This window comes from Paenibacillus plantarum (genome assembly GCF_013141695.1).
GTDB lineage: Bacteria > Bacillota > Bacilli > Paenibacillales > NBRC-103111 > Paenibacillus_E > Paenibacillus_E plantarum.
Map to the genome: position 1 here is coordinate 93,852 of NZ_WHNY01000074.1, position 16,408 is coordinate 110,259.

Annotated in this window: 13 protein-coding genes and 1 pseudogene; all 14 read right to left on the reverse strand. The window is 45.7% G+C overall.

Going from position 1 to position 16,408, the window contains the following annotated elements; genetic code table 11:
• Positions 1-176: 176 nt before the first annotated feature.
• Positions 177-518 carry a DUF1801 domain-containing protein gene (locus GC096_RS27375; protein ID WP_171634631.1) on the reverse strand — a complete coding sequence of 114 codons (342 nt, stop codon included), beginning with the start codon at positions 516-518 and terminating at the stop codon, positions 177-179.
• Entirely contained in the window at positions 515-976 is a 462-nt protein-coding gene (locus tag GC096_RS27380; RefSeq protein WP_171634633.1) for a YciI family protein, read from the reverse strand. The genes GC096_RS27375 and GC096_RS27380 overlap by 4 nt, the downstream gene beginning before the upstream one ends.
• Entirely contained in the window at positions 977-2,239 is a 1,263-nt protein-coding gene (locus GC096_RS27385; protein ID WP_171634634.1) for an RNA polymerase sigma factor, read from the reverse strand.
• Positions 2,236-2,670 (reverse strand): YciI family protein, encoded by a 435-nt coding sequence (locus tag GC096_RS27390; protein WP_171634636.1) that lies wholly within the window; start codon positions 2,668-2,670, stop codon positions 2,236-2,238. The genes GC096_RS27385 and GC096_RS27390 overlap by 4 nt, the downstream gene beginning before the upstream one ends.
• 35 nt (positions 2,671-2,705) lie before the next feature.
• Positions 2,706-3,518 carry an alpha/beta fold hydrolase gene (locus GC096_RS27395; RefSeq protein WP_171634637.1) on the reverse strand — a complete coding sequence of 271 codons (813 nt, stop codon included), beginning with the start codon at positions 3,516-3,518 and terminating at the stop codon, positions 2,706-2,708.
• A gap of 201 nt (positions 3,519-3,719) precedes the next feature.
• A complete protein-coding gene (locus GC096_RS27400) occupies positions 3,720-4,511 on the reverse strand; it encodes a Nif3-like dinuclear metal center hexameric protein (protein WP_171634639.1) in 792 nt (263 codons plus the stop codon).
• 33 nt (positions 4,512-4,544) lie between these two features.
• Positions 4,545-5,060 (reverse strand): DUF402 domain-containing protein, encoded by a 516-nt coding sequence (locus GC096_RS27405; protein ID WP_171634641.1) that lies wholly within the window; start codon positions 5,058-5,060, stop codon positions 4,545-4,547.
• A gap of 12 nt (positions 5,061-5,072) precedes the next feature.
• Positions 5,073-5,600, reverse strand: coding sequence for a hypothetical protein (locus GC096_RS27410; protein WP_171634642.1), 528 nt, complete (start codon positions 5,598-5,600; stop codon positions 5,073-5,075).
• Between the two features lie 57 nt (positions 5,601-5,657).
• Positions 5,658-7,007: an ABC transporter substrate-binding protein gene (locus GC096_RS27415; RefSeq protein WP_246302995.1), complete on the reverse strand. Its 1,350-nt coding sequence runs from the start codon at positions 7,005-7,007 to the stop codon at positions 5,658-5,660.
• 24 nt (positions 7,008-7,031) lie between these two features.
• Complete coding sequence (locus GC096_RS27420; protein ID WP_171634644.1) at positions 7,032-9,398, reverse strand: bifunctional diguanylate cyclase/phosphodiesterase; 2,367 nt, start codon at positions 9,396-9,398, stop codon at positions 7,032-7,034.
• A gap of 182 nt (positions 9,399-9,580) precedes the next feature.
• Positions 9,581-10,195 (reverse strand): vWA domain-containing protein, encoded by a 615-nt coding sequence (locus GC096_RS38885; protein WP_246303013.1) that lies wholly within the window; start codon positions 10,193-10,195, stop codon positions 9,581-9,583.
• Between the two features lie 129 nt (positions 10,196-10,324).
• Positions 10,325-10,837, reverse strand: a pseudogene (locus GC096_RS38890) (TerD family protein); the annotation flags it as partial.
• Between the two features lie 420 nt (positions 10,838-11,257).
• Positions 11,258-13,570 carry a helix-turn-helix domain-containing protein gene (locus GC096_RS27430; RefSeq protein WP_171634647.1) on the reverse strand — a complete coding sequence of 771 codons (2,313 nt, stop codon included), beginning with the start codon at positions 13,568-13,570 and terminating at the stop codon, positions 11,258-11,260.
• Positions 13,571-13,644: 74 nt separating this feature from the next.
• Positions 13,645-16,374 (reverse strand): discoidin domain-containing protein, encoded by a 2,730-nt coding sequence (locus GC096_RS27435; protein WP_171634649.1) that lies wholly within the window; start codon positions 16,372-16,374, stop codon positions 13,645-13,647.
• Positions 16,375-16,408 lie beyond the last annotated feature (34 nt).

The window sequence follows — 16,408 nt, forward strand, 5'->3', positions numbered from 1 at the left end:
ATACCGCTAGTTCTGCTTATATTAACTGTACATTTTCCATCTATTCACGGAATCTCAGGAAATTCGGCAAAATTAACTGTAGGTTTTCCATTTATCCCCTACATTGCCGCCCAGTTGGCCCCACAAAGTAAAAAGAAGCCGCCGCGCAGCGCGAAGCGAGCTCCTTTTTGGCGAAACTACAGTGACGCGGCCGCCTGGCTTAGCAGCGACTGCAGCTGCTCGGAATCAAGCGATTGTCCTTGGCGCAGCTTCACGGTCTTTCTTTCTGGAGGACCTTCAAACAAGGCCTCCGGAAACGCGACTCCGCTAGCGTTAAAGATCGTAAAACTTACGGCATCCTTGGATGTGGAGATGACAGCGGCATATTTGCCATTTTTCAAAAAATGAGGCTTCTTGTATTGTATACGTTCCGTCGCATCCGGTATGGACTGCAGCACAACCTCACGCAATTGCGTGGACAGTTCCTGCTGCCATGGTTCTTTTAGCATGTCGATAAATTCGGTTACTTCCTGGTTCATTTCGCATTCACTCCTTCGAATTTTTCTCTCGTTTGTAGTATGTACCGTAGATCTTGTAAATCAGCCTCCATGACCTGCCGACTAGGCTCCCTTATGAAACTGGAACGCTCTTCGAGCTTCCGCAATTCGAGCTCATACTTGCCACGGTCCGCAGGAATCGGCATTTGGAGCGCCCAGTGCAGAGCATCTTCCTCCGAGCTGACATCGATCAGGGTATATTCCGCTAGGAGCTCTTGATGAATGGGAAAAGGTCCCACCAGTAGCTCCGGCTCCCCGCCTTGTGATGGATAACAGATGCGAATTCCAGCCCAGCTTGGCTGAAGCTCCTCTTCTGCAAGCAGCACGCCCGCCATGGCTAATGACTTCTTGTAGGCCTTCATTTGATCAATGTAGGTTTGGCTTTGTTTGACTCTCGCTTCCGAGAATCCTGTTGCCTTCACCATCAATATATAGCGCAACTAGCGTTCCCCTCCTTCACATTCGGCCGCCCGCTTCATTAAAACAGAACGTTCTCGCTCATTCCTCGTCATAGATGCGGCTCGTTCAAATTCCACCCGGGCTTCGTCCACCCGCCCCAGCTTCACTAGAAGATCACCGCGTACGCTCGGCAGCAGATGGTACCCTTGTAAGGAAGGTTCAGCCTTCAGTTCATCAACTAGCTGCAATCCAAAAGCCGGTCCAAACGCCATCGAAATCGCGACTGCTCGGTTTAATTCGACGATTGGCGAAGGAGCTACGCGCGATAGCGCTTCGTAGAGAGCGGCAATTCGGACCCAATCCGTCTCTGCTGCAGTCACCGCCTGCGCATGGCAGGCGGCAATAGCAGCTTGGAGCGAATAGGGGCCAAGGGGCCTTCCGATCTTGCGGCTGCGATCTAGAGCAGCCAAACCACGGCGGATCAGCAGCTGATCCCACATCCCCCGATTTTGATCCATAAGAAGGATGGGTTCCCCCTTGGCGTTTACCCTGGTTTTTAACCTCGAAGATTGAATCTCCATTAAGGCAACCAGTCCGTGAACCTCCGGTTCCATCGGGCTAATCTCGGCAATCATGCGTCCCAGTCTTAGTGCCTCCTGACACAGGACCGGACGAATCCACTGTTCCCCGGAGGTTGCCGAGTATCCTTCGTTAAACATCAAATAAATAACCTCTAGTACAGCAGTCAGACGGTCTTGGCGCTCTTCCGCTGATGGCACCTCGAAAGGGACTTTCTCGGCACTCAGAGTTCGCTTCGCTCGGACAATTCGCTGAGCAATCGTGGCTTCAGCGACAAGGAATGAACGTGCGATTTCATCAGTGGTTAGCCCGCATAGAAGCCGAAGCGTCAGAGCCACTCTAGCGTCCTGAGATAACACGGGATGGCAGGTCATGTAGATGAGACGAAGCAGATCGTCGCCGATCTCACCGTCCAAAGCCTGATCAATGTCTTCAATCGTATATAAATCCATACTTTGTGCGATCTCTACATACTTCTGATCACGTAATTTATGCCTGCGCATATCATCAATCGCGCGTCGCTTGGCAGTCGTCATCAGCCAAGCACCAGGCTTGTCTGGAATTCCGATGTCCGGCCATCGATCGAGGGCAATTAACAGCGCATCTTGCGCAAGATCCTCCGCTAGTCCCACGTCCCGCGTCATTCGCGTTAACCCTGCGATAATTTTAGCTGACTCGATTCGCCATATCGCATCGATCGTTCGATGTGTAAGAGATAAGCTCACGCCTTGTTCTGCTCCTGCGCTTGCTTGCGAAGTGCTGCATCTTTCTCTCGCATTTCCAGATCATCCGTAATCTCCTCCATTTCGAACACCTGTCTGAGTTCAATTTCACCTTGCCCGAATCCGTGGGGATCTGGCATGCGAAGTGCCCACTCTATCGCTTCTTCCCTTGATTTGACTTCAATCAGCGTATAGCCCGCGATCATTTCTTTCGCTTCTGTAAACGGACCATCCACTACCTTCGGTTTGGCCCCCGGCTCCGGATAGGAAATCCGTATTCCGCTCGAGCTAGGTTGTAGTCCATCAGCAGCCAGTAAAACACCGGCTTTCACTAATTCCTCGTTATACTTTTGCATCGCCTCAATAAGTTCCTGGCTTGGTCTAGCCCCTGCCTCTGAATCTGTTGTTGCTTTCACGATCATCATAAATCTCATCTGTGTTCTCCTCCTATTATTGTGATGTACTACGCTTATTTTCCGCCTAAAAAGAAATCCTTAAGAGCCATCGAAATGAGTTTCGCATTGAGTTTCTTCGTATGTCCAAGCCCTTTCTTACTAAGTAGCTGCGCATTAGGCAGTACGTCTGCCAGTTCCTGTGCGCCGTGGCGCAGTGAAGCTGGACTCTCAATACCTTCGAGCACAAGCGTTGGCATCGTGACGGTTCGCCATACTTCTCTTGGCAGTGGCTTTCCCTCGAAATAGCCGTCCAACAAAGCCGCATCATAAGGAAGTGTGTGTGCCACAGCCATGAGATTGGACCATACGGATCGCATCATTCGCATCATACTCACAACGAACGAAGGAGCACCCATCCCCTGTGTCATGAAATACTTGATAGCCTCCGCCCGCTGATTAGCAGCAATGAGCTTCGTAACGTGCTGCACGAAATCTTTTGGCGCTCTACGATCCGTGGCTTTCACTACAAATGGGGGTTCATGCAACACTAATTTCGTTATCTTGGCCCCCCTCGCTGCTGCCTGAAGCGCAAGCACCGCCCCAGAGGACAATCCCCATACATACGCAGAACCGCCAGCCTCATCAATCATCGCCTGCAGATCTTCGAACTCCCTCTCCGTCTCATAGGGCTGGGTATCTCCGCTATCCCCACGACCACGACGATCGTAGTTATACACGGTGAAGTGCTGCGAAAGCAACTTCGCCAGCTCCACCTGGCCGGGGAATTTGCGGTAGCTGAATGCACCTGCTACCAAAATGAGCGCAGGGCCTTGCCCCTCTCTGTCGTAAGCGATTTTGGTGCCGTCCTTCGAAGTCGTTATGTGCATGTTCAACCTCCTTTTCTTTCTAACAAATTTGCTCTCTATATGGACGACGAATAGATTTCGATGAAATCGACACAACGAAAAACTTTTTTTGAAAAATATAATTAAATTCTCTAAGTAACAGGAAAACCCTTCCTATTCTCGCCTAAATTAAAAACAGCCTAAGACACCTAAGTGCCCTAGACTGCTTCTATTTCATCTTTATCAAATCCGCTGAACCGCAAGCGGGCACTCAATGAAAGTAACTTGCACCTCAGGAAACGCCTCGCGTACCATCTCTACGACGGTCTGCATCCCTGCTTCTTCGCTCTTCTGGTGCCCCGTTACGATCAGTGCCTTCGCCAGTCCCATATCCGCGGCGTCCCTCACATATTCGTTCGTTTCCCATTCATTGGCCTCGCCAACAATCAGCAACTCGATATCCTGACTTCCAAGGAACTTGATATGAGAATGACCACCGGACGCTCCTGGCAGTAGGCCCATACGTTTTACGGACAGATCCGGATCCCCGGCCACTAGCATATGTTCTATGCCTAGTTTACTTTTCAGATGAGCAACAATGGTGCGTACGGTATGCACTTCATCAGGAGGCAATATCAGCAGCTTCATATTCTCAGGACTTGCATACGATTCCCATTCTAACTGCTTCAACATGCCTACCTGAATACCGTCTGGTCTATAGCTATGTACGTAATCGTGCAAGCGAAAAATCGCAATACCCGATTCCTTGATGAGCGCGCGCTTCTTTTCATACACAGGATCCCCGCTTAACCACTCGCCTTCATCCAAATGGTTGTAATACGTCGGTTCGTGGGTGATGATGAGATCGACACCTGTTTCGACAGCTTGCTTAATTGCCGCATACGTCGTCATAAATACAACAGCCACTTTCCGAACTTCCGCATCCATCCGTCCGCTTTTCAGCGTATCTACTGTCTTCTCTAGTTGTCCAACGGGTTCAATCAGGCGATCTAGCACCATTTCCACCGTAATCATGATAAGTGAAACCTCCCCATCGTTTCGTAATCCTTACCTGCATGACCTAGGAATACAATTCATGAACTTTTCGAGATAACCATCAAACGGAAATTCCTTTTTCTGGGCCTTTTCCTTCAATGCCACTAGCTCTTGCTCGGCTTGCTGAATCAGATCAACGGGATACCCGAATTGAATCGCATGGGCTGCGAATTCATCTTCATCAACTACCTGCCAGACACCATTTCTTCTCACGTAATCTAAGTCCAAATCGACAAAAGAAACGGTGTTCCCCTTCATCACTGCCGGCTGATTGATATTACAATAAAACTGTTCTAATCTGCCGTCAACAACTTCAGCACTAACTGTAAACCAAGAATCAAAAGAGAAAAATTCAATAGACCAATTATCAATCGTAAATACACTTTGCTTCGTGTAATGATGCAGCTGTCTTCCATACTCACCGAGAACAACAATATGCGAATCTGTCTTTTCTAGTAAGGTTGTGTTCCATTCGTAATGGAGACGATTGCCATATTTTAATGCCTGAATCGTGATTTGATTTGCCATTGTTTCATCCTTTTACGTTTCGATCAGCGATCTGATTTCCCCCATGATCGGATCAGGGAGCGGTTCATTCATCAGTCTGATAAGAATGTCTTTATTAGCACCGACTTCTTTCAAATAGGACAGCAATATCGCCGCCTTCGCACTCCTATTCATCAGAGCATAGGCAACGAACCAGACTTCAGGGCTGCCAACTTGAATACCGTTCCACGTAGCGCTCGGAATGGAGGGAAGTCTGCATAGACCTAAATCCGTGTAGATCGAGAGCCTTCCTATAATCTCTACCTGAGGTGCATCACTATGTACGACTAGCTTATAGTCCGTGCCAAATGGGTAATCCCCACTCGTTATTTCTTCGATGTGCTCGTGCTGCAACGCATTCTTGACCTGATCTTTCGGGGCATCAACCATGACATCCCAGTCACCCACCGTGTTGGTTAAACCAAGGCTTAGCATTAAGCCGCTGCCACCTAACGAGTAACGAATGCCGGATTGATCTAAGGTTTGAGTTACAGTAACTAGGTTCCCTATATCTGGAATCACTTGTGGCTCTCCTTTTTAAAAAATAACCGAATACACTTTCTTCTATTCTACCACGTTTCACTTCTTGTTCAATTCAATCCCCGTAGTTCGCTTCTGTTCCTTCCAAAAAGCATCCCACTTACTTAGCGTTTCCTCGATCGTGGCATTCCCTGACAGCAGTGCCTGCCCCGATTCCATCGCTACCTTGTCCCAGTTGCTGTTGCCTGGATATTGGTAAGGCGGTTTGAAGAGAAGGAAAGTATCTGGCTTGAGTGTCATATCGAGCAAGGTTTTATAGGGACCCGTTTGAAAAAATGCATCAGAAACCGCGGAGGTGTGAATCGGTATCAGGCCGTATTTTTTGGATAATTCCGTATTTTGCTTAGCTCCGGAAAGAAAAGCAATCAGCTTCCATGCTTCCTCTTTATGTTTGGAATACGAGGCAATTCCCCAGCCGGCTCCGCCTACACTGACAAGCGCATTCCCTTTAGGGCCTATTGGCAGGGGGGCCGTGGCCCACGTTCCTGGCTGCATTTTATCTTGTATCGTTTGAATAACATCCGGATCCTGGAGCAATATCCCTGTCACACTTGAGGTGAACGCCTCCACCTGTTCTTGGAATCCCCAATAAATCGAATCGGGTGGCGAAGCTTCCTTATACAGGTTCAGATATAATTCCATCGCTTTCACCGATTCAGGTGTGGTGTAAATCGTCGACCCGTCATTCAGAAATTGACCATCCTCCAGATTTACGCGATCACCATTATAAGCCCGGATCAACGTATCTGAGATAGAAATCGACCCTTTCGCGCCACGAAAAGAAAAGCCATACTGATTCTTAGCAGGGTCTGTTAATTTTTTACTCGTTTCATACATCTCTTCCCAGGAAGAAGGTGGTTTAAGGCCCGCAGCCTCCAGCCAATCCTTCCTGTAAAACATTTGGCGTTGATACAAGCCGTTCGCTATAAAGTAATTCTTACGTCCCACAACTGAGATCGACTTGGCTGCATTCGACAGCGTATTGAGTTCATCCCAAGTGGACATGTAGGTGTTTAAAGGATCAATGTAGCCTTGGCTCGCCAAATCAGCGACATTAATATCTCTGACTTCCATAACGTCGAGCTCTTGCTTCACATTCAGCATCGTCTTGATGGTAATATCCGCCTGCGAAAATGGAGGTGATATTAGTTCCACACGGATATTGGGGTTTTGGCTTTCGAATTGGGTAAGTAAGCTTTTTAAAATCACCGTTCGACTCGGATTCGTCAAGCTCTCGATCATGCGCAGCGTTACTTTCGTGTCGCCCGATGGTGATGAACTTGGCAAGGGATGCTCCTGACTGGAACACCCCATTACGAAGATCATAAGTACAATCCAACTCATGGCAATTAACCGATTCTTCCTTTCCCGTTGTTTCATTCTCATCATGGTTTCCCCCTCACGCTCAAATGGTTAGCCATTATGTAATAATTCCCCAGTTGTGTCAAACACCTTTCTCTCTGCCAGCAGTTCTGCACATTCGCTTGTCGGAATGGGACGGCTGTATATGTAACCCTGAATCTCATCGCAATTGCAGGCTTGTAATAAAGCTACTTGTTCCATAGACTCAACGCCCTCGGCTGTCACTCGCAAATTCAAACTGTGCGCCATAATGATGATCGCTCCGACGATAGCACGTTCTTTCTCATTGCTTACAATGTCATCCAGAAAGGATTTATCAATTTTCAACCGTTGAATCGGGAAGTTTTTCAAATAATTTAAGGAAGAATAGCCTGTACCGAAATCATCAATTGAAATTTTCACCCCTAAGGCATACAAGCCCTGCAAGGTTAAAATAACCTGCTCCACATCTTGCATCGCAATAGATTCCGTAATTTCCAACTCCAAATATTGCGGCTCCAAGCCTGTTTCCTCCAGGATCTGTGCAACGGTTTGGATAATCTCTGAATTCTGGAACTGGTGAATCGATAAGTTGACAGCTACATGCACCTTAGGGAGTCCTGCATCCTGCCAGGCTTTGTTTTGCTTACACGCTGTGTATAGAATCCATTTGCCAATGGGCACGATGAGCCGTGAGTACTCAGCAATTGGAATAAACTCCGATGGTGGAATGAAACCATGCTTCGGATGCTTCCATCTGGCTAGTGTTTCAACCCCGATGATACACCCCGAATCTAGTTCGATTTGAGGCTGATAATAGAGTGACAACTCATCCCGTTCTATCGCATGGCGTAAATCTCTTTCTAAAGAAAGTTTCTCATATGTATTTTTTTCCATCGCGGTGTTATAAAACTTATGATTATTTCTGCCGCTTTCCTTCGCACTGTACATCGCAGTATCCGCGTGCTTGGTTAGACTTTGGATATCTTTTCCATCCTGCGGATACATACTAACCCCTATACTAACAGAGACATGAAGCTCTTTCTCTTCATAATAGACAGGCTTCTGAATCTGAAAGGTGATCTCTTGGATAATAGTCAATATCGCATCTGGATCCCCAGCGTTCGGTATCAGCACCAGAAATTCGTCCCCGCCAAACCGAGCGACGGTACATGATTTATCCAGCGTAACTTCTAGTCGGCGCGCTGTTTCGATGAGCAGTTTGTCGCCAGCTTCATGACCAAATGTATCATTAATAATTTTGAACCTGTCCAAATCCAGAAAAAGAACGGTAAATTCCAGCTTATGTTGTCGCGCTAACTGAATTTCTTTCTCAATAATCTCCATAAACAACTTCCGATTTGCTAAGTCCGTCAAGTGATCGTGGTAAGCCATATATCGGATTTTCTTCGCATTCCGCCGCCTCTGCAAGTAGTAGTTAAATAAGTAGGTAATGATCGCAATTCCGATCATACTAATCAACATACTATTGCCAATGGTGTTCGCATCTTTAAATAATTCAGAGCCCGGGATCACAGCTTGTACAGTCCAATCACTGGCCGCTAATTTCTCAGCGACGACCAGTTGCATCTCTCCATTCACCTTGACCGTTTTACTTTCGGAAGGATGTCCCGCTTGAATGGGATTCGCTTCGAACAGATTAGGAATTCGATAGAAGTCTCCTTCAATTTCTGAGTTCGTCCTCGTCAACAATTGATTATCTGGATTCAGAATGACCATCTCTCCACTTGGTATATCACCTATGGAACGCTTCAATACCTCAGAGCTGATCTCAATGAGAAGCACATATTTCATACCTGAACTCAATTTAATGAGCCGATTGATAGCAAACGAGGGTTGTCCTAAATCCGAGTAACCGTATCTTTTCGTAGGGAGCCATCCAATTTCACCATTGGCAATAACCGCCCTCTGGAACCACGCTTCCTTACTATACTCGATTAATTCCGCATGCAGCGTATCCGTTGTAATTTCCTTCAGCTTCGGATCCACCGGGATCACGTGAATATTCGTGATATCACTTTTGCTAAAGAATCGAATGGAGAAGCTCTCCACAATTTTATTCCTAGCCACGAATTTCTCGTTCTGACTTGTCGCTGCACTCCCATATATGCCCAGTTGATTCAACATTTCCTCATCGGTCAAAATATTAAAGGTTAAATCCTCGTAATTTCGAAAAATGATATTTAACGTGTCTCTGGATTGCGCAACCGTTTGCTTGGTGGTTGAGGTCACCTTGTCTATGACAATTTGCTGCGAATGGGAGTACGAAAAAAAACTGAATCCAACAAAGAGGATCGCTGTGCCGCCAACTGCCCAGACTAACAGCTTCAGACCCACCGACTGTACGCCCGGAGCCTTGCGGAACAAGTTAAAATCACGCCGCCATTGTCTAGCGAGCCTGGATAATAATTGTATCAAAAGGAAAGTCAACTCCTGTCTACTCTACCGTTACTGAACTAGAACCTTAACTAGAACCTATCATAACCTATAAATGTTTAATATCTATATAGAAAATCATTAATAATGTATTAGCTACATGCAAAAAGGACCACCCTGTGTTGGGGTAGCCCTTGAAATTGCGTTGTTAGGGTCCGGTTCCGTCAACTCCGAATAACCCTTTTATCCTTCGCTGCCTTAAGCCATAATGGAAATTCATTCAGCAGCTGATTGTATAAATCTTCGTCCGATATCTTAGCAATATCCTTGATGTGAATGAAATTAGCGTTGTCTACGATTCGACCTTCCATCGTATCCAGCTTCTTCAAGACTTCGAAATCGGAATCTCCAATTCCGACAAATTGCCAAAACAGTGGTTTGAGAGAGGCTTCCACTATTACTTTTTTAATTGATTTTACAACGCCGCCATCATTAATAAAGATAACAAATGCTGGAAGCGGCGAATCCTCTTCGACGGTATATTTACGAATAACATCTTTCATGACAGGAGGTTCGTTATTACGACCAAACTTATGGATATCTCTGTTATTCAAAATATTTTTTAACACATATTGATCAAAATCCCGCTCCGTTGCAGCAGACAATCGACTAAATTCGTTGTCATACACCCAAATGTCCAGTGCCGCATTATCATCAAATTTACATGCTACCGCCAGTATCCGTTCTACAACCTCCTGAACTGTCCCGTTCTTATACAAGTGTTGCATAGATCCAGAGATGTCGAGCACTAAACCAACTCTTGCAGCAACATTGTTCATTTTTTTCTTCTCTAATGTGATTTGGACAAGCTTCTTGCGTAGATCGATAGTTGAAAGGGCAGGTTTCTTTACGATTTCAACCGTTTCTTTCACTTCCTCCTCCTCGATCACTAAACCAAAGTTCGTACATAACGCCGCTAATCCGCCAAAAAAACCACTGCCAATCGCATTAAACTTCCATTCCCCATTGTGCCTATATAACTCCCCAACGACTATCGCTGTTTCTTTGGACAAGTCTGATCCATATTCATACCGAAATAATTCCTCGTTACGATCGGCATCTATTAATCTTACATACCTATTGGAGACATCTTGCATGCTGTATCCGAACTTTTCACCTTCATGAATGGTTAATGAAAAAGCAATTCTTGCCGTACTTTCTGGAATCTTCGACAAACATAAAGAGATCGCTTCTTTGTCTGGTCCACTAGCTTGACCATGCGTCACTCCCCCGTTTAGCGCAGCCGGATTCCCGTAAAAAATAAAGTCTTCATCTTTTTCGCACCGGTTATTTGCCGATAGTACAAAACAGGAAGAATCTATGCTCAATTTGGAATCTGCTGACCATCCAAATTGCAATGTTAAGTTTGATAACCCTTTTCCCTTGGTTACATCGATCTTTTGTCCTTTTGACAGAAGCATGTATGTATCTCCTTCACACTGAAGAGTGTAATCATATTTTCAACAGTACCATACAATAGTGAACTCTCAAATACTATTTATTCTGTGCTAGGGTAGCATAACAGACGCTAGATAGATTAACTGGAAAACCTCCATCTATTTTCGGCGCATTTTGCTCATAATTCGATTTAAATGGAAAACATGTAGCTAATTCTTCTCATTAAGCTCAATCCGCACAATACGGAACAAATTAGCTGTAGGAAATCCATTTATTTGGTAAATTCGCCGAGATTCGGCTGAATTAACGACATAAAATCCATCTAGTTTGTGGGGGAGGTCGAGTTAACGGGGGTGAGGATATCGCAGGGCGGGGGACGGAGGTGAGCGGGTATCGTATGGGTGAAACAAAGAAGCCACGATGCTAGCATCGCGGCCACTTCATTAAACAATTTGCGACGGTTCTCGCTTCAACATGTGTTCTCGATACTCGGTTGGTGTTAATCCTGTGTATTTTTTAAACGTCCGCAGGAAGCTCCTCGTATTCGCATACCCCACTGCATCCGATACATCATTTACTTTAATCGACTTATCTTTCAATAGCTCCATGGCCGCCTTGATGCGAATCTCAATCATATAATCGATAAAATTACTCTCTGTGTGATCCTTAAACAATCTGCTGATATAAGGCGGAGTCAGATGAAACATGCTGGCCAGTCGTTCCAAAGACAGATCATGCTCTTGATAATGCGTACGAATATACGCTAGCATTCGCTCAATCGTCTCATTCTTCCCGCGTTGGCTGCGCTTTTCCTCTATTTGTGAGGCCAAGCCCTCGAGAATATCGCCGACCAGTTGTTCCGCTTCCTTCCAGTTCTCACACTTTGCGATACGCTCATAAATGCTGCTTAATGGCCCCATCGATATTTCCGGTTCAATGCCAATCGCACTTACGGTTTGCAGTGACTTCATCATGAGATCGTAACACAGCTGCCTGATCAGCTCCGGTGGAAGATTACTTTCGACAGCTGCACGGAACGTATCTGACAAATAAGTAAGCATCTTACTGCGATCGGTCTGCCTTAAAGCTTCCATGACTGGGTCAGACATGCGGCTGAGCTTGTAATAATCTTGTCGGTCTGGTGGCTGTAAATCGTCTACAGATATCACCGAGTGCTTACCAAAAATCATTTTATAGAGTAGTGCCTTTTGTGATTCATCGAACGAACGTGGTATCTCCTGCATATCCATACGGCATGTGCCTACGCCAACCGTCACTGACAAACCGAATTGTTTTTTCATAATATCGAGAATCAATTCAAGAATGACCAATGTCCGCAAATGATTTTGCTCGGGGTCACCTTCAGCAAAGCTTAACAAGACAGCCGCCCTGCCGCCTCCTAAGTCAATAGCTGCTCCCGCATGCTCTGATCGAATCAGCTCTTCCGTAACATTACAGAACATATAGGTGTACAAGGCTTCGTCACGTGGTGACAGTTGTTCGCCATCTTTGCTAATTTCTGCTGTACACACAAGGAAGCGCTCCGGGTACATGCGTATCCCCTGAAACTCCAAATGATGATACACCGCATGGAAATCAGAACGACTGCCATTCAATAGCTCCATCATGATCTTCCATTTGAGCATTGGCTTCGAGTCCCTTACATGCTGCTCCAAGTGCTCACGGTCTGTTAGGATTTCATCGAAAATATGCTCTAAGCTGCTGAGTCCAATGCTCTCGGTCCCCTGCCCTCTTCCCTGCTTCATACCGGACATCTTGCCTGCTAATCGGTCTAACGGCTTAAAGGTCCAGCGATTCACATAGAATAAGGCAGACAACGCGAGGCCGAACATGATAAGGGCAAAAATGAGCAGCAGATTGCGTGTAACTTTAAGGGGTTCAAATACCGTCGATTCCGGCATAATGCTGACAACTTTCCATCCCGTATATGCACTTGTCCGATAAAAAACAGACTGCTGCACGCCATCCAATTTAACGTTAAACGAACCGCTATCCGAATCTGTTAGTATCGTAGTGATATAGGGTAACGACTTCATATTGCGGTAAAGCTGAGTTTTATCGTCATGCGTAACGACGTTCCCTTCTGCATCCAGAATGAAGAAATGACCAGGATGACCATCCTCATAGATCGTCTTAATCATTTGGAACAATTCATTCTCTTGAATACTAATGGCCATGAGACCCTTCCTAAATCCGGGACTGCTGAGAGCAGGGAAACTGCGGACCAAAGTAATTACATCCTTTGTTTTTTGACCATCCCATACTTTCTGCGTCGACAACCACTTGAAATATTCCGGCATATCCAAATATTGCGCTAACCAATTAAACTCTGTCGAGGCTTGTTTTAAAAAGGTTGCTTCGGTCATTAAGTCTCCGCTGACATGAGAATAAGCAAAAACTGAGGAGTAATTCGGATTATTCGCGATAAAATCCTTCAGCCTTGTCGTCAGTGTGTAATGGATACTGTATCTTTGTGCATCATCACTATAGCTATTATTCATAAAATAAATAAACTCCAACCCCTCGGCCATGGAGAGCAAATCCTTTTCCGTCTGACGGAAGGCACCCTCGATCTTAGAGTCGACTTGTTTCAATAGTGCCAGATTCGTATCTTTCAAATCCTTTTGCAGCCTACCCACTGTCCCCGTATAGGACAGCCAGAACGTTAGGCTGATAATAAAGAGGAATACGATGCCATAAATCATCATGGCCTTTGCAGAAATACTGTTTCTCATGGCAGGCCTCCATTCGGTCGTGCACTTGTTCTTATTGTATCATTAACACGACCTTTAGGAGGGATAATCATCCATTAATTGATGGAATTCACAGTTACGTTCACCAGAGAGTAGATAAACAAAGGTGCCCCTGTAAGAGGTACGCTTACAACTCCCGAAACTGCAGCGACATATTTATAGCTTCCATCAATGCCAACAATTGTTACTCCTGGTTCAGTCGTCTCAATAACGGCTGTTCGTGAATTGGTACTTGTCGTTTGCCAACTGGCATCCCATAAAGATGTGATGTATCTATTCTTATTCTCATCCCAGAATTGATAGCCATAGTAAGGATTGGCAATGCCCGGTACCACACCTAAATAGTTTGCATCTTTTAACACTCTAATCAATGTATAGTAACCGTAATAACTCTCCTTAGGCTTACCATTCCAGTCGATCAATCCTAAGTTATGCTCCAAGTTATTCGTCTCCGTGCCATCATCGGTAAAATCATACCAGTGCATAGTACGAATGCCGTTTGCAATGGCATGCATATAAGCTCTGGCCAAATAATTACGTTGGGTCGCACGATCTACTTTTTTCAAGTAGCTTCCGCCTGTGTAAGTGCTCCACCCTAGCTCTGTAATAACGATTGGTTTGTCTCCATCACCATGGCTCGTCATCGTGTCTTTCAATTGCTGCAGCGTGTCGAGCAGCTTCTCCGGAGTACCTTGATCAAGTCCAGGTACAGCTGGATATTCATATTTGACATAAGGATGGACATCCATGACATCGAAATAGGTCTTCACTAAAGCACCATTCTGCCCATCGGAATTATAGAAATCGTCCAGCCAATTCAAACCTTTGGTGGCATCTAAACGATCGAGACCCGCAAGTGCAGGCTCTACAAGTAAGCTCTTGCTGCTGATAGCTTTCAAGCTATCATGGTTTATTTTGAGTTGATTTGCTACAGAAGCCGGATTTCGATTGGCAAGATCAGGTTCATTATAGGTCGAGAATGTATAGACGCCTCCATTATTATCCGCCTCAACATAGCTCGGTCCATGATAGAAGTAGTGGAAATTCAATCCACTTTTACCATACAAGGTTTTCATCGCAGCACTGTGATCCCACCATCTGTTCTTGTTGATACCTCCAAGATCTCTAAGCAAACGCAATTTCGTCATCAAAAAGAGATCTTCCGTCTCACCATGATGCATATAGTTTCCTCCCCCATAGGGAGCATCATTGATGGCGAATATATCTCCGACTTTGTCACCTCCAAGCACAGATGGTGTTGTTATTTTCAACGTCTGCACATCACGCCTTTCAACGCCCGTCGATTGGAAGGGGGTCACTGCTACATAATAGGTCGTCTCGGGCTTCAAAGCGAAATAAGGTAGAAATTTGCCTAATTGTTCAATGGACTTTGCTTCAGCTGTAAACTTAGGCTTTAATCCCAATGTACTAGTAAAAGGTGAGGTCTCCACGTAGACACCATATTTGTTCACATTATTAACCACACTGTTGTAACTGGACCAATCGAGATACATCGTGCTGTAATTTTTGAGATTAGCCGTGAACTCTACTTGGTCCGGTGTGGCCTGCTTAGGAAGTGACGCATCATAAAGCTTCCACCCCCAGATGGCGATTTCTCCCACCGTCAGGATTTCCGAATTATTCGCGTTATGCATAATGATTTTGACATATTTGGCAAACTGACCAGGAACGCCGTAGCTTGGTGTATTCACGAACACATTGGCCGTACGGCTGCTTGTATTCGTAGTGTAACTGAGGGATGTGTAATTCACACCATCTGTGCTGACGAGAACTTCATACCCGTCCATGAACTTATTGCCCCCCGATGCCAAGGTCCATACGTCAATTTTCCCGATTTGATACACATCGTTTAAGTTAAATACAACCGCACCGAATTTCCCTTTGGAGCCCCAGGTCGAGTTGGTCGTTGAAGCTGCATCGGATTCCGTGCTAGAGCCGTCGATTAAATCCGGCTGTCCCCCTACCGTGTCATTCTTGGATCCATCGTTATCAAACTTGATTAAATCGCCATCTGTAATGAATGGATACTCGGTTAACCACGTGTAAGAAGCACCTGTTGCAATTTTCGGCTTGGACGTATTGTAGGTGCCGGAAGCTCTCAAATAGTTATTGCTGAGTATCGCCATAGGCTCAAGTGCATCTCCATAAACCGCCACTTCACCTAACCTCATGACTTGCTTGTTCGGATTTTTATGCATAATAACTTTGATATATTGCGCATTGACTATAGGCTTAATGGCAAGTGAAACAGGAGCAAAACCAGAATCTTGCGCATTCGTGTTCTCCTGAATCCCGACCCGATTGTAAGTTAAACCGTCATAGCTGGCGTATACCTCGAACTGATCCATATAACTTTGATTGTTCGTGTCTGCCCATACGGTAACTGAGGATACTTTAAATACGGATTTCAAATCATATATCAGCGTTCCGTAAACCGCCGCTCCTACAACACTCCCAGTTGAATTGCTGGCATTCTCATCTGGGCCGTTACCACCATCCGACATATCCGGTGATGCTAATTCATCCGAGGCAAGGAGACCTGGATCTGTCGCATGGGTCCCTTCGGACAGCCACGTATAAGACGCACCTGTTGCAATGGCTGGCGTATCTGCCGGAAACAATTCACTTCCAATTGTGTTCCCACTTAGCAGCTTTTGATTGACTGCCGCCTGTACGGTTTGACTAGCGGGGAACACTGCGGAAACCGAACCAAGAAGAATCACAAAAGCACTTATCAGAGCACAACTCTTTTTCGTAATACGCATGGCAAAGCTCCTTTCAGGATGGTTACATTGTGGG